The 17277-nt window shown below is 64.9% G+C and carries 17 protein-coding genes and 1 pseudogene; 6 read left to right on the top strand and 12 right to left on the bottom strand.

Annotated elements, in window-relative coordinates; genetic code table 11:
* Positions 1-23 precede the first annotated feature (23 nt).
* Positions 24-920 carry a UTP--glucose-1-phosphate uridylyltransferase GalU gene (galU, locus tag LB535_RS04830; protein WP_095766145.1) on the top strand — a complete coding sequence of 299 codons (897 nt, stop codon included), beginning with the start codon at positions 24-26 and terminating at the stop codon, positions 918-920.
* Between the two features lie 167 nt (positions 921-1087).
* Positions 1088-3469, top strand: a complete 2382-nt coding sequence (locus LB535_RS04825) for a polysaccharide biosynthesis tyrosine autokinase (RefSeq protein WP_224631361.1) — start codon at positions 1088-1090, stop codon at positions 3467-3469.
* Positions 3470-3532: 63 nt separating this feature from the next.
* Here the strand turns inward: LB535_RS04825 and LB535_RS04820 are convergent, their stop codons facing one another.
* The 3 genes from LB535_RS04820 to LB535_RS04810 all read right to left on the bottom strand — a co-directional run bounded on the left by LB535_RS04820 (position 3533) and on the right by LB535_RS04810 (position 6722).
* Positions 3533-4246: a metallophosphoesterase gene (locus tag LB535_RS04820; protein WP_224527072.1), complete on the bottom strand. Its 714-nt coding sequence runs from the start codon at positions 4244-4246 to the stop codon at positions 3533-3535.
* A 150-nt stretch (positions 4247-4396) separates the two neighbouring features.
* Positions 4397-4693: a hypothetical protein gene (locus LB535_RS04815; RefSeq protein ID WP_224631360.1), complete on the bottom strand. Its 297-nt coding sequence runs from the start codon at positions 4691-4693 to the stop codon at positions 4397-4399.
* Between the two features lie 121 nt (positions 4694-4814).
* Positions 4815-6722: a propionyl-CoA synthetase gene (locus LB535_RS04810; protein WP_224631359.1), complete on the bottom strand. Its 1908-nt coding sequence runs from the start codon at positions 6720-6722 to the stop codon at positions 4815-4817.
* A 459-nt stretch (positions 6723-7181) separates the two neighbouring features.
* On the opposite strand from LB535_RS04810, the gene LB535_RS04805 reads away from it, so the two are divergent.
* Genes LB535_RS04805 through LB535_RS04795 form a run of 3 tightly spaced genes read left to right on the top strand, consistent with a single transcriptional unit; the run spans position 7182 to position 8877 of the window.
* On the top strand, positions 7182-7469 hold the full coding sequence (locus LB535_RS04805; RefSeq protein WP_224631358.1) for a PqqD family protein: 288 nt from the start codon (positions 7182-7184) through the stop codon (positions 7467-7469).
* Entirely contained in the window at positions 7469-7900 is a 432-nt protein-coding gene (locus LB535_RS04800) for a lasso peptide biosynthesis B2 protein (RefSeq protein WP_224631357.1), read from the top strand. The genes LB535_RS04805 and LB535_RS04800 overlap by 1 nt, the downstream gene beginning before the upstream one ends.
* Entirely contained in the window at positions 7897-8877 is a 981-nt protein-coding gene (locus LB535_RS04795) for a serine kinase (protein ID WP_224631356.1), read from the top strand. Before LB535_RS04800 ends, LB535_RS04795 begins: the two co-directional genes overlap by 4 nt.
* Positions 8878-9354: 477 nt before the next feature.
* Here the strand turns inward: LB535_RS04795 and LB535_RS29030 are convergent.
* A pseudogene (locus LB535_RS29030) lies at positions 9355-9567 on the bottom strand (formyltransferase family protein); the annotation flags it as partial.
* On the opposite strand from LB535_RS29030, the gene LB535_RS04785 reads away from it, so the two are divergent.
* Positions 9490-9918 carry a hypothetical protein gene (locus tag LB535_RS04785; RefSeq protein ID WP_224631355.1) on the top strand — a complete coding sequence of 143 codons (429 nt, stop codon included), beginning with the start codon at positions 9490-9492 and terminating at the stop codon, positions 9916-9918. The pseudogene LB535_RS29030 and the gene LB535_RS04785 sit on opposite strands and share 78 nt — an antisense overlap.
* Here LB535_RS04785 and LB535_RS04780 read toward each other — a convergent pair.
* From LB535_RS04780 to LB535_RS04745, 8 genes are all read right to left on the bottom strand, one after another.
* Positions 9857-10882, bottom strand: coding sequence for a nucleotidyltransferase family protein (locus tag LB535_RS04780; RefSeq protein WP_224631354.1), 1026 nt, complete (start codon positions 10880-10882; stop codon positions 9857-9859). The genes LB535_RS04785 and LB535_RS04780 overlap by 62 nt on opposite strands.
* Before the next feature lie 266 nt (positions 10883-11148).
* Positions 11149-12135, bottom strand: a complete 987-nt coding sequence (gene dhaK, locus LB535_RS04775; RefSeq protein WP_224631353.1) for a dihydroxyacetone kinase subunit DhaK — start codon at positions 12133-12135, stop codon at positions 11149-11151.
* A 78-nt stretch (positions 12136-12213) separates the two neighbouring features.
* Positions 12214-12645 carry a hypothetical protein gene (locus LB535_RS04770; protein ID WP_095766135.1) on the bottom strand — a complete coding sequence of 144 codons (432 nt, stop codon included), beginning with the start codon at positions 12643-12645 and terminating at the stop codon, positions 12214-12216.
* 7 nt (positions 12646-12652) lie between these two features.
* Positions 12653-14227 (bottom strand): phosphoenolpyruvate--protein phosphotransferase, encoded by a 1575-nt coding sequence (gene ptsP / locus LB535_RS04765; protein WP_224631352.1) that lies wholly within the window; start codon positions 14225-14227, stop codon positions 12653-12655.
* A 41-nt stretch (positions 14228-14268) separates the two neighbouring features.
* The gene (locus LB535_RS04760) at positions 14269-14571 is read right to left on the bottom strand and encodes an HPr family phosphocarrier protein (protein ID WP_095766133.1); all 303 of its coding nucleotides are present in this window, start codon (positions 14569-14571) and stop codon (positions 14269-14271) included.
* A gap of 19 nt (positions 14572-14590) precedes the next feature.
* Complete coding sequence (gene dhaM, locus LB535_RS04755; RefSeq protein ID WP_140650393.1) at positions 14591-14980, bottom strand: dihydroxyacetone kinase phosphoryl donor subunit DhaM; 390 nt, start codon at positions 14978-14980, stop codon at positions 14591-14593.
* Positions 14980-15579 (bottom strand): dihydroxyacetone kinase subunit DhaL, encoded by a 600-nt coding sequence (gene dhaL, locus LB535_RS04750; RefSeq protein ID WP_224631351.1) that lies wholly within the window; start codon positions 15577-15579, stop codon positions 14980-14982. Before dhaL ends, dhaM begins: the two co-directional genes overlap by 1 nt.
* Positions 15580-15589: 10 nt before the next feature.
* Positions 15590-17230, bottom strand: a complete 1641-nt coding sequence (locus tag LB535_RS04745; RefSeq protein WP_224631350.1) for a dihydroxyacetone kinase subunit DhaK — start codon at positions 17228-17230, stop codon at positions 15590-15592.
* Positions 17231-17277 lie beyond the last annotated feature (47 nt).

Genomic DNA, 17277 nt, shown 5'->3' with positions numbered 1-17277 from the left:
TTTTCTCTCAGAAGGAAGAGCAGATGCAGAAAGTCAGGAAGGCAGTCATCCCGGTGGCGGGGCTCGGAACGCGGTTCCTGCCGGCGACCAAGTCGATGCCGAAGGAGATGCTGCCCGTCGTCGACAAGCCTGTCGTGCAATATGCCGTCGACGAGGCGTTCGAGGCCGGCATCGAGCACATCGTCTTCGTCACCGGCCGCAACAAGGCGGTCATCGAGGACTATTTCGACCTGCATCCTGAACTGATCGGCACGCTGGAGCAGACCGGCAAGAAAGCGCAGCTCGAAGCGCTGGAAAGCCTGCTGCCGGAGGCCGGCGCCACCTCCTTCATCCGTCAGCAGTCGCCGCAGGGCCTCGGCCACGCCGTATGGTGCGCGCGCGAGGTGATCGGCAATGAGCCTTTCGCGCTGCTGCTTCCCGACATGGTGTCCTTCGGCGCGCGCGGCTGCCTCGCCGAGACGGTCGATCTCTATCAGCGGACCGGCGGCAATGTGATCGCCGTCGAGCGCTGCGACCCGGCCGAAACCAGCAAATACGGCATTGTCGGCCGCGGCGCCGACGTGGCATCCGGCTTCGAAGTGACGGCGATGGTCGAAAAACCCGCGCCGGCCAATGCGCCGTCGAATTTCTACATCAACGGCCGCTACGTTCTGCAGCCGGAGATCTTTGCCCTGCTCGGCAATCAGCAGCGCGGCGCGGGCAATGAAATCCAGCTCACCGACGCCATGGTCCGGCTGGCCCAAAGCCAGTCTTTTTACGCCCGGCCTTTCGACGGCCGCATGTTCGACTGCGGCTCCAAGGAGGGCTTTATCGAGGCCACCATCGCTTTCGCCCTGGCGCGCGACGACATGAAGGGCCCTGTCTTCGAGATGCTGCAGCAATTTGTCCGGTCGCATGAGCGCCGGGAAGTGGCCGCATAATGCCCATCTTTCGGGTGCATATGCGGTTTCGCGATGGCGCGACAGCCACACCAGCGCCCGGGCCTTCCGGCCCGGCGCATCCTGGCAGCAACGTTGCGCGGTCTTTTCTGGTCACGACGCCGATCTACCAAGGCCGATAGCGCCTGCAACCTGGAATTGGACCGAAAATGAACTATGCCACCTTCCCCCTCGACAAGAGGATGCCGTTGCCCAGCACCGATCCGGAAAAGGGTGAAGACTTCATCGATGTCGAGCGTCTGCTTGGCATGGCCGCCCGACAGGCCAAGGTGGTGGCGGTCTGCGCCATTATCGGTCTGTGCCTGGGCGTCATCTATCTGCAGACTACGCCCAAGCAGTATACGGCGGTCGCCAGCGTTTTGATTGATGAAGGGCTGAACAAGGTCGTCGACGACATCTCGGCTGCGAGCGCCACGGTGCAAACGGACGCGACGATTCTCAGCCAGATAGAGGTTCTCAACTCGGCACGGCTGGCGTCTGTGGTGGTCGACAAGCTGAAGCTCGATCAAAACCCGGACTTCATGAGCCCGCCGCAGTCGGCTTTGGCCAAAGGTGTAGGGTTCCTGCGCAGTGTTGTCGGCTATTTCCGCGGCAGCTCGGCAAACGAGCTCCCCGGCATCGAGAATGTCGACGCCGCGACGCGCGAAGCCATGATCAAGACCGCGACCCACGATTACGCGGTTCTCATGCTGCAGACCGGGTTGATGGCGGATCGCGTCGGCCGTGCCAACGTCATCAGCATCGGTTATCAGTCGACAAATCCGGCACTCGCCACGGCCATCACCAAGGCCTATGCCGATGCCTATCTGGCCGACCAGCTCAACGCCAGCTTCGACGCCACCGAGCGCGCGGCCTTGTGGCTGCAGGGCCGGCTCACGGAGTTGCGTGAGAGCTCTCAGCGGGCAGCCTTGGCCGTCGAGAAGTTCAGGGCCGAACATGGATTGTCTGCCAACAGCGACGGCCAGCTCCTGAGCGACAAGCAGCTCGCCGATCTCAACGCGCAGCTCATCGTCGCCCAGGCCGATACCGCCAGAGCCAGCGCCCGCTATCAACAATACAAGGCGATCGTCGAAAGCGGTTCCGAAAGCGCCTTCAACGATTCGGCCATCGGCGCCGACCAGCCGAGCAGCTCGGTCATCATCGCGCTCAAGACCCGCTATCTGGCCATTGCCAAGCGCCTGCAGGATATCGAGACGAATTTCGGCAAGGATCACCCGCAAGCGGTCGCGCTGGCCAAGGAAAAGGCCGATGTCTCGGCGCAGATATTCGGCCAGTTGAAACAGCTCACCGAAAGCTACCGCAACGATTTCGAGGTGGCGCAGGCGCGCGAAACGGCTTTGCGCGACAAGATTTCCACCGCCGCCGGCAAGAGCTCGATCGACAACCAGTCGCAGGTGAAGCTCAAGGAGCTCGACCAGCAGGCACAGGCGCTCACCACGCTCTATCAGACCTTCCTCAGCCGCTATGAGGAAGCTTCGCAGCAGCAATCCTTCCCGGTCGGCAAGGTCCGCATCATTTCCGACGCGACGATGCCGCTCGCGGCTTCCAGCCCGCGCACCTTGCGCGTGCTGGCGCTCTCGCTGGTGCTCGGCCTGATGCTTGGCGCCGGCTTCGGCGGCCTCAACGAGTTCAACGAGCGTTTCTTCAGGACGGGCGAGGACGTTCGCGACCGCGTCGGCCTGAAATTCCTCGGTTATCTGCCGACGATCGGCGGCGGCAAGGCCAAGGATACCAAAGCCGACGACCTGCCGGCCGACGGCAAGGTGGCCAGCCTCTCCGCGGCTGAGAGACGGGCGCGCATGCGCGTCAGCATCGACGCCCCGGCCTCGATGTTCGCCGAGACGCTGCGTAACGCCAAGATCGCCTTCGACGTGGTGATGGAAGACCGCAGCAGCCGGGTCATCGGCGTCATTTCGATGCTGCCTGGGGAAGGCAAGTCGACGGTGGCCGCGAACCTCGCCGGCCTGCTCGCGGCCAACGGTGCCAAGACCTTGCTCATCGACGGCGACCTGCGCAATCCGGGCCTGAGCCGCAGCCTCGGCATGGAGGCCGAGCAGGGCCTGATGGAAGCGGTGGTCAACGGCCAGAGCTGGCAGTCGGTCGGCAAGGTCGATCGCCAGACCAAGCTGGCGATCATTCCCGCCGTGCTGCGCGGCCAGTTTTCGCACACCAGCGAGCTTCTGGGCTCGGCCGGCATGCGGCGCTTCGTCGAAAACGCCAAGGAGACGTTCGAATACATCATCGTCGACCTGCCGCCGCTCGGACCCGTCGTCGACGCCAAGGCCTTCGCGCCGCTGGTCGACGGCTTTGTGCTGGTCACCGAATGGGGCCGCACGCCCCGCAACATGGTGCGCTCGATGCTGGAATCCGAGCCCTATATCGCAAATAAGGTGATCGGCGCGGTGCTCAACAAGGTCGATCTGAAGAAGCTGGCGAAATACGGCTCGCTCGGCGGCTCGGAAAGGTTCTTCGACCGCTATTCGAGCTACTATCTGGAAAAATCGGAGCAGCGCCCCAAGCAGGCCGCCTGAGGGGTGGTTCCGTTCGGAAAGACAGAGATCGGGGGCGGTTCAGCCTAGGAGCGTGAACCGTCCTTAATCCCGCGAAGACAGCAGCCGGCCGTATTTGCCGACGATCCTGAGCGCCGTCAGTCGTCCCGTTTGAAAGGCGCCGGTGTCGATGTCGAGCCGGCGTCCGTCGAGTGACGGAACATCCACGATCGTGTGTCCGTGCACCACCCAGCGGTCGAGGCGGTGCGCCGCCTGGAAGAACTCCTCGCGGATGTTGAGCAGATCGCCCTCGTCCTGCGCCTCGAGCGCGACGCCGGGACGGATGCCGGCATGCACGAAGACGAAATGCTCGGAGCAGACCATCGCCGGCAGCGTGCGCAGGAAGTCGACATGGCTGGCTGGAATGGCCTCGCGTATGCGCGCATCCGCCTGCTCGCTCGAACCGTAGAGGCTTATCAGCCGGTCAGGGTCAACGCCGTAGGAGAACAGGGTTTCGCGGCCGCCATAGCCGAGCCAGGTTTCACGCGAGAGATGACCGTCCAGATAGAGGAGCAGCGCGACTTCATGATTTCCCACGAGGCAGATGCGCTGGAAGCCCTTCGGCGGCGGCGCCATCAGATGGTCGATCACGCGCCGCGAATGCGGCCCGCGGTCGATATAGTCGCCCAGCATGATGATGATCTTGCGACCGCTGAAGCGCTGCGCATCGATCTGGATCTTTTGCTCCAGCGCGCGCAGTTCGTCGTGGCAGCCATGCACGTCGCCGATTGCGTAGACGACCATGTCGCGCATGTCCATGACGAGGCGCTCGCGTGGCGCGGGTCGAGGGCGTCTCGATCGTTGGAAAAGATTCACGGATTGAGGCTCGGCTACTTGCACTGATCTGCGCCTCGATATCATGCCGAATGCAAACAATTCCACACCGGCGCGCGATCGGCAGTCGCGTCGTCAGGCGGCTTTCAACCGATAGCGGAACAGCGAGTGGTCCAAGAGCAGCCGGATGCGCGGCTCGGCCTCGGTCGCGATCAGCCAGCTTACCGCGATCATGGCCGCGCCGACGACATCATGGATGAGATAGAGCGGATAGGTCATCAGCCCGATCCGCCAGCCGGGCCAGGAAAGGTCGAGGCGCAGCGACAATGCCATCAGCGCGACAGCCGCCAGACTGCGATAGAACATCACCAGGACGGCAGCCGGGAATCGCGGTATATCGACGCCGCCGAATGTCGTCTTGTGCTGGGCCATGCGGTGCCTTCGGTATGGCCCCCCAAGCAAACTTTAAAGTTTATTGCTGCGCTGCACAATAAGCGATTGCAGTGCGGTACAAATTGGTAAATTGATCCTTAACGCGGTCGTCTACCGGCGACTACACCCCGATGCCGCGTCCCTTCAGCGCCGCCGTGATCTCGTCCAGGATCGCCGGATCGTCGATCGTCGCCGGCATGGTCCATTCCTCCTTGTCGGCGATCTTCTGCATCGTGCCGCGCAGGATCTTGCCGGAGCGGGTCTTGGGCAGCCGCTTGATCGTCACCACAGTCTTGAAGGCCGCAACCGGGCCGATCCGCTCGCGCACCAGCCCGACAACCTCACTTTCGATCGTGCCGCTATCGCGCGACACGCCGGCATTGAGCACGACGAAGCCGAGCGGCACCTGGCCCTTCATGGCATCGGCAATGCCAATGACCGCGCATTCGGCGACATCGGGATGAGCCGCCAGCACCTCTTCCATGGCGCCGGTCGAGAGCCGGTGGCCGGCGACGTTGATAATGTCATCGGTGCGGGCCATCACATAGAGGTAGCCGTCCTCGTCCATCATGCCGGCGTCAGCCGTCTTGTAGTAGCCGGGGAACTCCTCGAGGTAAGCCTGGCGGAAACGGGCGTCGGCGTTCCACAGCGTCGGCAGGCAGCCGGCGGGCAGCGGCAGCTTGACCACGACATTGCCGAGCGTGCCGCGCGCCACCTCGTGGCCGGCATCGTCGAGGATGCGAATGTCGTAGCCCGGCATCGGCACGCCGGGCGAGCCGTATTTCACCGGCAAAAGCCCGAGCCCCGCCGGATTGATCGTCATCGGCGAGCCGGTCTCGGTCTGCCACCAATGGTCGATGACGGGACGGTCGAGCTTCTGCTCCGCCCATTTTATCGTTTCGGGGTCGGCGCGCTCGCCGGCAAGGAACAAAGTGCGGAACTTCGACAGGTCGTATTTCGGCACGAACTCGCCCTTGGGATCCTGCCCCTTGATGGCGCGGAACGCGGTCGGCGCGGTGAACAGCGCCACCACGCCATGCTGCGAGATCACCCGCCAGTAGGTGCCGGCATCCGGCGTGCCGATCGGCTTTCCCTCGAACAGCACGCTGGTGCAGCCATGCAGAAGCGGTCCGTAGACGATATAGGAATGGCCGACCACCCAGCCGACATCGGAAGCCGCCCAGAACACCTCGCCCGGCTTGACGCCGAACTCGTTATCCATGGTCCATTTCAGCGCGACCATGTGGCCGCCATTGTCGCGCACGATGCCTTTCGGCTGCCCGGTCGTCCCGGAGGTGTAGATGATGTAGAGCGGGTCGGTGGCTAAAACCGGCACGCAGTCGACATTGGCGCCGGCGGCGCGTTCGCGCGCAACCGCATCGGCATAGTCGAAGTCGTAATTGTCCTTCATCTCGCAGCGCAGTTGCTCGCGCTGCAGGATGAGGCAGGCGTCCGGCTTGTGCTTCGACATCTCGATCGCCTTGTCGAGCAGCGGCTTGTAGGCGACGACGCGGCCTGGCTCCAGGCCGCAGGAGGCGGTGATGATCAGCTTCGGCTTGGCGTCGTCGATGCGGGTGGCGAGCTCGTGCGAGGCGAAGCCGCCGAACACCACCGAGTGCACGGCGCCTAGCCTCGCGCAGGCAAGCATGGCGATAGCGGCTTCCGCCACCATCGGCATGTAGATGATGACGCGGTCGCCCTTGCCGATGCCGCGATGCCTCAGCACCGAAGCCAGCGCGACGACCTCGCGCTTTAGCTCCGCATAGGTGAATTTCCGCACCGTGCCGGTGATCGCGCTGTCGTGGATCAGCGCCAGCTGGTCGGCGCGGCCGCCCGCCACATGGCGGTCGATGGCGTTGAAGCAGGTGTTGCAGGTGGCGCCGGTGAACCAGCGTCCATAGACGCCGGCTTCCGGATCGAAGACCTTTTCGGCCGGCCTATACCAGTCGATCGCCTTCGCCGCCTCGGCCCAGAACCCTATGGGGTCGCTTTTCCAGCCCTCATAGACTTCGTGATAGCGTGAGGCCATCCGCCTTCCTCCCAAGAAACGTTCTGCCGCCTTGCCATAGACTAAGCCGCGCGTGGCGGCCATGTCTTCCTGCATTTTGGTCGACATCGCCGGCAAACGGCTCCGTCCGGCACCTTCGGTGAGGCGTCGCCGTCACGGTCCGAGAGATCAGCCGGCTTAAAGCGGCAGCGCCGCCAGCATCAGCCCGACGCCGCCGGCGATCAGGATGGCCGCCGCAAGCGCCTTCCGATGGCGCTCGAACGCCGTCGGAGCCCGTTCCCAATTGTAACGCATACAGATCACTCCCCAAAGCCCGACGGACTCATAGCTTACTCGGGGGAAGCAAGGCAAGACTTCGCTAATATTCGCTTGGTAGCGGGCAGACACCTGCGGCGCCGATCGTCCCCCCTTCGCCATCCATTGCGATGGACAGCCTCGCGGCGCCGCGCTAATTGCTCTTTCAGCGAAGGGAGCGGGCGGATGGCTGAAATCGGCTCTGAAACGGTGCTGCGCATGGCGGACGATGCGTCCGTGCAGCATGTCGGCGATGGCGCGGTCGTGCTTTTGGCGCGCAGCGGCCAGCTTTACACCTGCAACGACACGACCGAGGCTTTTCTCGACAAGGTGAACGGCGCGCTCAAGCTCGACCAGATCGTCGATCTGCTGTCGGAGGAATTCGAGGTCGACAAGGCAACGCTCGATCAGGACATGGCCGAATTGGCCGCCGAGCTGGTGGCTGAAGGCATCCTCGCTGACCCGGACGCGTGATGGCCGACGGACCGGTCCTGCGCGCCTTGTTCCGCGTTCATTTGTGGCTCAGCGCCCGGCTGATGCCGGTGCTGGTCGGCCGGCGAGATTTCGAAAGCGTGTTGAAGCTGGCGCCGCTGCAGTCGCCCGCACCCTATCGCGACTTGCCCTGGACCTACATCGTCCATCGCGTCAAGCGGACGGTGCGACGCCCCTGGCTGATGCGCGACCGCAGATGCCTTCGCGAAGGTCTGCTCGGCTTCCGCTTTCTGCGCATGGCCGGTCTTAATCCAGAGCTGCGTTTCGGCGTCGACGCCAGGTCGATGCGCGAGCCTCGCCTGTCGGCGCATTGCTGGGTCTGCCTCGACGGCAAGCCGGTGGTGAGCGACAGCCAGCCCGGCATGGTGGAGATCTACCGCCACCCGGCCAGCATGAAGGCGCCAGCCGCTTGAGCGACCAGACCTTCCGCTATGATCTCAACGGCCAGGTCATAGGCATCACCGCCGCGCGTGCCGACCTGTGGCCGAGCTTCGACCTGATGCTCGGCGCCCTGCGTATGAACGAGCCTGTCCAACCCGGTTTTCGCGTCAACATTGTCGAAACGCTTCAGTTGCACGAAAACCCCGAAGGAAAGCTGGCTTTCGACGGCGACGTGCCGCTAGACGGCCATTGCCGCATGATCGACGCCGGAAGCGTCTTCTATCTCGTCTTTCCGGGCCAGCAGACGCTATCGATCCACGACGGCGAGGGCCGGGCCGAAATCCGTCTTCATCCCGACAGCAAGATCAAGTGGACCCTGCTGATGATGGTGCTGGATGCAGCACTCGACGCGGACGGCCAGCATATGCTGCACACTGCGGGTCTCACCTTGCCTGGAAAGGACGGCCTGGTCCTCATCCATGCGCCAAGCGGCACGGGCAAGTCCACCACATCGCTCGCGCTTGCCTCGCGGGGCTTCGGCCTCTGCTCGGACGACGTGATGATCCTCAACGCAAGCCCGCAGGGCATCACGGCCTGGGGCATGCCGCGCAAGGTGAAGGTCCACCGCAACACGGCGGCGATGCTGCCCTTCATCGCACCCTGCCTGGGCGAGAAGTGGGACGCCGGGGGCGAGCAATCCGTTTCGCTGGACCGCCTCGGCGACATCATCCGTGTCGAGGATGTGCGCGCCAGGCCCGTCACAGCGCTCCTGCACCTTGCACGCTCGGCAGACGCCGAGACCCGGCTGCTGCCGATGGCCAGGACAGACGCCATGGTGGCTTTGGCAACCGACAATGTAAGGACCGGCATGACCGGCCTGCTTTCGCTGCAGAAAAGGCGCATGGCGACGATCGCGGCACTGGTGAAGGCGGTGCCGACCTTCACGCTCGAAGTCGGGGCAAGGCCGGCCGAGGCGGCGGCGCTGATCCAGGCTGCGCTGCCAAGTTGACGCGTGCTCAGTCCTTCGCAAGGATGGCTGCTCTCGACCGCGGTGGCGGGGTTTTGACTGCCAACGCAAGAACAGCCGGGACAGCTTGTTGTAGACCAGATGCACGACGCGCGCGTCGGCGCAGTCGAATTCCACAAGTCCCCGTCGGCATTTCGCGGCTTCGCCGCTGGGTGGTCCCAGGCGGCGGATCGGCTGAGCGAGCCGGACCGGTCTGCCATTGATCAGGACACTGACCGGAACACTCGACCCGACGATCCGGCATAGCCGCGCGACATGCTCGCTTGAAAATTGTTTGCCGACGACAAACGGGCCGCGCTCGATGCGCGCCCAGACATAGGCCCCATCCGGCTGGGGCATTCCGGCAAGCCTGCCCCTGCAAAACTCAGGCGCAACATCCGTCGCGAGCACAGCCATTGCGTTGGCCAGGGCCTGGTTCACCGTTGCGGCCGAACGCCAATCCTCTGCTGCAAAGCTAACCTGCGCGAGGATATCGCCCGCATCGAAGTCGGATGTCATCTTGTGCAAGGTCACGCCGCCATGGGCTTCGTGCATCTGGTCGATAATTAGCCGGTGCATTGGATGCGGACCGCGATAGTGCGGCAGAAGCGCGGGATGCAGGTTGAGGCCGCCCTTCGGAAACAGCTCCAGCACGGTTTGCGGGATCAGTTTGCTGTATCCGAAACAGATCAAAAGATCGGCGCGGGCCGCGCTGAGCCGCGGCCCAAGCGCATCCCAATCATGGGGCGGGCTGAATTCGATCAATGGGGGCATGGCGTGGCCGAGATGAGACCTCAAAGCAAACCGTCGCCGCAGGCGGCGGCGCAGGGCACTGAAGCTGAAGCGCTTGCCGGCAAGTGGGCCCGGCACGACCACGGCAGCAACGCGATGGCCGTTATCTGCCCAGCGCGCAAGCATGGGCGCGGTGACGGACGAAATCTCGGTGATGAATACGGCCGAGAGCGGGTTCTCCATGCCGAGCTCAGGCTGGACATGGTCGCGGCCGCGCCAGCCTCTGCACCCAGCGGAAGGCATCGCGACTGAGGCGCGAGCGCAGTTTCTCGCGGGAATTGACCCGAAGCAGCATGTTGCCGGTGATAAGCCATTTCGCCAACCGTATCGAGAGGTCCGGCTTGATGCGGTCGGCAAGCTCGATCGCGCGCGGCGCGCCGAACAGGCGTCCGGTGACGTTGAGGACTGTGGCCAGCTCGAGCTCGATGCCGGTCATGCGGGCGGCATCGAGCAGCCGCGCTTCCTCTTGAGACGATTTCAGCGCCCGCACGCCTTGCAGCACGTCGACGCAGAGCTGCAGGCGGTGGAACTTGTGGCCGCCGGCGGCATGGACGATGGCGATGGTGAGCAGCGCGGCCGGCGTGTCGGTTTCGCCGCCGTCGATCGCTTGCAACTCGCGGAAGCCAAGCGACAGTCGTCTGCGCATGCCGGTGTCGTGCACCAGATTGCCATGCAATTCGATCAGCAGGCTGGAGTTCTCTTTCTCCAGCCATTTGAATTCCTGCAGCTCGTGCGATTTGGCCTCGTCGCTGCCGAGCTCGAAGCCGCATTCGCCGATGGTCTTGTTGGCCGCCTCGATGCTGGCGGGGTCGACGAGAATGTCGATGTCGGTGAAGGGACGGTCCGCAATCTGGCTGTAAAGCTTGCGCGCGAACACCGGCCCCTTGACGATCCGGGCCGGCACGCCCTTTGCCGCCAGCGCTTTCATGATGCGGTCGCCATGGTATTGCAGCAGCATCGATTGGCCGGCCGCCATCGTTGCCTCGTCGCGCAACTCCGACAGTCTCCGCTGCAGGGTTGCGTCCTGCGGCAGTCGGGCTTCACCGATCTCCCGGAGTTTGCGCAGCATGATCGGCAGCACGCCGTGAAACTCCGCATTGGCGAGCAGCGCCAGCAGGGTCGCGGCCGCAGTGCTATCGCCAATGGCGGCCGATGCCTCTGGGTCGGCGAAGGTCAGCAGCAGTTTTTCATCGGCAGGCGCAAGAGAAGGCAGCATTAACCCGGACGGCGTTCGAATGATAGGAACAAGCCCATGCTTACAGAAAAGCACACTGGAAACCAGTGCGCGGCGGCAAAGCCGGCTTGTGGGTTTGACTTTCCGCGCGGATCGTCCATTCTGTGGATTGATCCGGAGGGTGTTGGAAATGACGAAGAAGAAATATGAGGCGCCGTTGCTGCGCAAGGCTGGAAAACTCTCCAGCGTGGTGGCCGTGGCGTCAAAGACGCTTTGAGGCGTCGGGCTTCGGTCTTGGCTGAAGCCGGCTACATCCCCCAGCGCAGCGCCGCCGTGTGTACCGGCGCGTCCCAAAGTGCTGACGTTTCGTCGTCCAGCATGGTCAGCGTGATCGAGCACCCCGCCATGTCGAGCGAGGTCACATAGGACCCGACCAGCGAGCGGACCACCGTCACGCCCTGCCTCTCGAACACCCTGCGGGCGCTGTTGTACATCAGATAGAGCTCCATCGACGGCGTGCCGCCGAAGCCGTTGACGAACAGCAGTGCCGGCCCTTTGGCGCGATCGCCGAGGTCGCCGGCAATCGCCGCACAGACCTCCTCCGCGATGGCGTCGGCGCTCTTCAGCGTGTCGCGCCGACGGCCGGGCTCGCCATGGATGCCGACGCCGAATTCCATCTCGCCGTCGCCGATCTCGAAGGTCGGCTTGCCGGCGGCGGGCACCGTGCCGCTGGTCAGCGCCACGCCCATCGAGCGCGTCGCGGCGTTGACGCGGTCGCCCAGCGCCTTGAGGTCGGGCAGCGGCATGCCTTGCTCGGCGGCGGCGCCGACGATCTTTTCCACCACCAGCGTGCCGGCGACGCCGCGCCGTCCGGTCGTGTAGGACGAGTTCTCGACCGCGACGTCGTCATTGGTCACCACCTGCAGCACGCGGTCCGCCATCTCGGCCGCCATGTCGAAATTCATCACATCGCCTTCGTAGTTCTTGACGATGAACAGGCAGCCGGCGCCGGTCTCGACGTCCTGGACGGCCGCGAGCATCTGGTCAGGCGTGGGCGAGGTGAAGACCTGGCCGGGGCAGGCGGCGTCCAGCATGCCGTGGCCGACAAAGCCGCCATGCAGCGGCTCGTGACCGGATCCACCACCCGAGATCAGCGCGACCTTACCTGGCTTCAACGCCCTGCGGCGGATGAATTTGTGGTCGTCGCCAAGCACGAGTATGTCGGCATGAGCGGCCGCGAAACCGTCGAGGCTTTCGGTCAGGACCGTGTCCACCGAGTTGATGAATTTCTTCATGGCAGTCCTCCCGACGTCTTGTTTTATGCAATTCCGAACGGAAAAACCGCTGGATACCTTTCCTGGAATTGCTCTTGCTCAGCCGCTGCCCTTGCCGGCGATGCTGGTTATTTTCTGGATGAATTCGTTGATCGCCCGGTCGAGCGCGGCGTTCTGCCTGTCGTCGCCGAAATCCGGCACGATGAGCGAGACATGGCGTGTCCTGCGCAGACCGGGGGCCGCCGGAACTTTTCCGGGATGTGCCTGGTGATAGGCGGCCATGAACTGGTCGCGCTCGGCCTGGCTGAAATGGCAGACCGAAAAGATCGACGGCAGATGCTTTGACGGGATCGGGATCGAATAGGCCGGACTGGAAATCTGGGTGACGAAACTGCGGTGCTTGCCGAGCGCGTCGGCAAGACGCTGGCGCATACCCGACGGACGCTGGTCGATCACCTGCGACAGGATCGTCTTGTAGGCACGGATCGCCTCCTCCGAGCCTGTTTCCGATATCTTCTCGGTCCTGGCCATGCCGCGTCTACACTGGAATGTCCGCGATGGCCGCCTTGGCCATGGCGAGTTGCGCAGGGGCGACCGACAGGTCGCGCAAACCCGCCTCGAGCAGGGCCGGGATGGCTGCCGGATCGCCGCCGGCATCGCCGCATAGGCTGACCGGAATATCTCTCTCCCGTCCGAAGGCCGTGATCGCAGCGATCAGCCGCAGCACCGCCGGGTTGCGGACGGCGTTGAGATGCGCGACCGCCGCATTGTCCCGCGCCGCCGCCATCACATATTGCGTCAGGTCGTTGGAGCCGATCGAGAAGAAGGCGACATCGGCGAAACCCTCCGGCGTCAGCGCGACGGACGGCACCTCGACCATGATGCCGAGTGGCGGAAGCCGGTGCGCGACGCCCTGCGCGGCAAGCACGGCTTGTTCTTCCGCGAACAGCGCGGCGGCTTGGCTGTACTCCTCGGGCGTGGCGATCATCGGGAACATCACCTTCAGATTGCCGTGGATGGCGGCGCGCAGCAATGCCCGTATCTGCACGCGAAAAATGTCGCGCCGCTTGAGCGAAAGCCTTATGCCGCGCAGGCCGAGAAACGGGTTGGCTTCCTCGACGGTGAAACCCGGCACCGGCTTGTCGCCGCCGGCGTCGACGGTGCGGATGGTCACCGGCTTGTCGCCTGCCCATTCCAGCACCTTGCGATACGCACGGTATTGCGTCTCCTCGTCCGGCAACGTCTTGCCGAACAGGAACTCCGTGCGCATCAGGCCGACGCCGTCGCAGCTTTCGATTTCGATGCCGTCGACATCGGAAGGGTAGGCGATGTTGACCTGGACGCGCACGGAGGTGCCGGCCTTGGTCACCGCCGGCTCCGTCAGGAACGTCCGCGCAGCGCCCTGGCGGTCGGCGAAGGTGGAGGCGGACCGCCGGAAGGTTTCGATCTCGGCCGGCGAAGGCGAAAAGATGATTCCGCCGCGTTCGGCATCGAGCAGCGCGACACCGGTGGGCGTTTCAGCCTCGTCGCCGAGACCGACGACCATCGGCACGCCGCGCGAACGCGCCAGCATAGCGACATGGCTGGCGGTGCTGCCGCGCTTGAGCGCGATGCCGCCGCCCTTGCTCCAGTCGGTTTCGAGGAAGCGCGTCGGCGCGATGTCGTCGCCATAAAGGATCGCGCCCGGGGGCGTCGCGGCCTCGCTGTCCTCGCTCAACGCCCGCAGCACCTGGTCGCGGATGTCGCGCAAATCCGCGGCGCGGGCACGGAAATAGTCCTGGTCCGACGCTTCATAGCCGGCGATCTCGCTGTCCAGCGCCGCGCGCCAGGCGGCGTCCGCCGGCTGTCCGGAACCGATCGCCGAAAAGGCCGGACCGCTCAGCGCGTCGTCCTCCAGCATGGCGATGTGGAATTCGAGAATGCCGGCGGCGTCGCCAGTGGCGGTTTCGATCAACGCCGCCAGCCGGCCGACGGCCTTGCCGATTGCGCTCACCAATGCCGCTTGTTCTTCCTCGGCGCTCGCCTTGGCCTTGTAGCTGGCCGGAGGCTGGTCGAGGTCGAACAGCGGGCCTTCGGCGTAGCCGGGAGAGGCGGGGATACCCTCAACCCGCATGGCTCGCATTCCCTGCGGGCCTGGCGACATTCAGATCGGTCTCAAGCGGACCGGGCATGATCCGCGTCCTCGTCGAAGTCACGCTGCACCAGATCGACCAGCGCCTTTACCGCCTGGGTCGCGCCGTCGCCCTTGGCGCGGATGTGCAGCATGGTCCCTTTCGGCGCCTTGGCAGCCATCACCTTGACGATGCTCTTGGCGTCGAACCAAGGACCGTTTGCCGCCACTGCCACTTCCACCTCGGCCGCGAACGACTTGGCAAGCTTGGTGAACTTCACCGAAGGGCGCGCATGCAGCCCCACCGCGTGGGTGATCAGGACCGTTGCTTCGGCGGATGCGGACATTCAGTCGGTTCCCGTTCGTTCACGACGGCGACAATTCATGCGCCGTCGCCACCACTTCCTTGAGCGAGGCGCCGCCGGAGGATTCGGTTGCCGCCATCACCGCGCCCTCGACGATCGGCGCGTTGCAGACGACTATTCTGTGGGAGCGCGGCTCGCCGATCATTTCGACCGCCATCTCCGAGTTGGTCTCGGCGCCACCGAGATCGACCAGTATGGCGACACCCGCTTCCGACCAGGCCTTGTCGATCGCGTCCATGATCGCCTCGACGCTGGTGCCGAGGCCGCCATGGCCGTTTCCGCCGCACCATGCAAGCGGCACTTCGTCGCCCACCATCTGGCGCACCATGTCGGCCGTGCCCTCGGCGACCAGGGGCGAATGCGACACGATGACGATACCGACATTGCTCATCAAATGCCCTCGACAGTTTCGGCGACTGCGCGCACCAGGAGCGCGGTCGAGCGCGCTCCCGCGTCCATATGCCCGATCGAGCGTTCTCCCAGGAAGGAGGCGCGCCCGCGCAGGGCCTTCATTGGCACCGTGGCCTCTGCGGCCTTGTCGGCGGCGTCGGCGATCTCGCTTGCCGTCTTGCCTTGCGCCAATGCCTCATACACCGGCGCCAGCACATCGAGCATGGTTTTTTGTCCCGGCTGCGATTTGCCGCGCGCGGCAACCGCCTCGATCGCCTTGCCCAGTGCCGCGGATAAGCCACTTCGATCGGGTGCTCCCGGCAATTCCTTGCCGAGCGCCATGAACAGCGTGCCGAAGAGAGGCCCGGAAGCGCCGCCCACGGTCATCACCAGCTTGGTGCCGACCGCCTTCAGCGCCTCGGGCAGCGGTTTTGCCGCGAAGGCGTCAGCCTCGGCGCGCACCGCCTCGAAGCCGCGCTTCATGTTCAGCCCATGATCGCCGTCGCCGATCGCCTGGTCGAGCGCGGTCAACTCCTCGGCATGCGCTGCGATCGTGTCGGCGGCCGCCGCGATCAATCGGGAGAAATCGGCTGGCGCCATTTCCTGTCCTTCATGCCGGGGCGAACAGCGCCGCCACGGCGGCGAAAATCTCGGCGACCGCGAAGGCGCCGGGATCCGCTGTGTCAAGCTGCCTGCCGATATAGGCGGAACGCCCGGCCTTCGCCTTCTGCATCGCCGCGGTTGCCTCGGCGCCTTGCCGCGCCGCTTCTGCCGCCGCTTCCAGCCCGCTTGCATCAAGCGCCCGCAGTGCCGGCTCCAGCGCATCGACCATCGTGCGGTCGCCGGCCTTGGCGCCACCGTAGAAAGTCATGCGGTCGAGCCCGGCGAGCAGCGCCTTGGGTAAAGTTGCGCCGAAACGCAAAGTCTGTGCGGCGGCGGTGAAGAAGATCGACAACAGCACGCCGCTGGAGCCGCCCATCGAGGTGCCCAACGTATCGCCGATTGCGGCAAATGTCGCGGCCTTGTCGGCGAGCGGCAGCATCTCGATGCGCTCGAGAATGCTGCGCGCGCCCATCGCCACGGTCGAGCCGGTGTCGCCGTCGCCCGCCTTGGCGTCGAGCGCGTTGAGCGGCTCTTCGAGCGCGATCAGCTTCTGGCAGACGGCTTTGATCAGCCGCTCGGCGGCCGCATCGCGGCTGGCGGGCTTCGTGGCTGCGCCGGTGGCGCGCTTGGCCATCGCGATAACGACCGGCTGACGAACCGGTTTTGCCGGCAGCCAGGCATGCGGGCCGACGGGCGCCAGCAGTGCCGCCTCGCGCTCCGCGTCGAGCTTGAGCAGCGACAGCGAGAAGCCGTTCATGTTGAGCGCCGTCATCAGATGACCGGGGCCGACGGTCAGCGCCACGGCCTTCGCCAGCGGTGAGGCGAGCACCGCATTGGCGATCAAGGACATTTCGAGCGGCGGCACCGAGCCGAGATTGTTGATCAGCAAGGCATAATGGCTGCCGGGATCGAGCTGCGCGGCGAGGCGCTCGGCCATGACAGCGACGAACGCGCTGGCGCTCTGCAGCGCGATGCGCTCGACGCCCGGCTCGCCATGAATGCCGAGGCCGAGCTCGCCATCATTCGCGCCGAAGCGCTCCTCATGCGCCTGTCCGGGAATTGAGCAGGAGGAAAGCGAGATGCCGAGCGAGATGATATCAGTTGCCGCCGCCCGCGCCGCTGCGGCAACCGACGCCAGGTCGTGACCGGCTTCGGACAGATGACCGGCGATCTTGTGCACGAACAGCGTGCCGGCAACGCCGCGCGGCTGCGCGATGTCCGGAAGCGCGATGTCGTCGGCGACGATCACCATCTCGACCGCAAGGCCCTCGGCGCGCGCCTTTTCCGCCGCCAGTCCGAAATTGAGCCGGTCGCCGGTGTAGTTCTTGACGATCAGCAGGCAGCCGGCCGGTCCCGTCGTCGCGCGGATCGCCGCCAGCACCGCCTCGACGCTCGGCGAAGCGAAGATCTCGCCGGAGACGGCCGCCGTCAGCATCCCGGCGCCGACGAAGCCGGCATGCGAGGGTTCATGCCCCGCGCCGCCGCCCGAAACGATCGCCACCTTCGTCTTGTCCCACTCGGCACGCAGCACGACCTTGATCTCGGGATAGCCGTCGAGGCGGGCCAGCGCGCCCGATCCCGCCGTGGCGAGGAAGCCGTCCAGCGCCTCGGTGACGATCGTGTCCTTGCGGTTGAAAAAGTGCTTCATGGATTTCGTCCCGTCCGTATCTGCGGTCGTCAATCGGTGTGCAAATT

Source organism: Mesorhizobium sp. CA10, from assembly GCF_020165285.1.
In the GTDB taxonomy this organism is placed as follows: Bacteria; Pseudomonadota; Alphaproteobacteria; order Rhizobiales; family Rhizobiaceae; genus Mesorhizobium.
The sequence above is the reverse complement of the archived record's forward strand: the minus strand, read 5'-3'. Positions and strand labels throughout refer to the sequence as shown.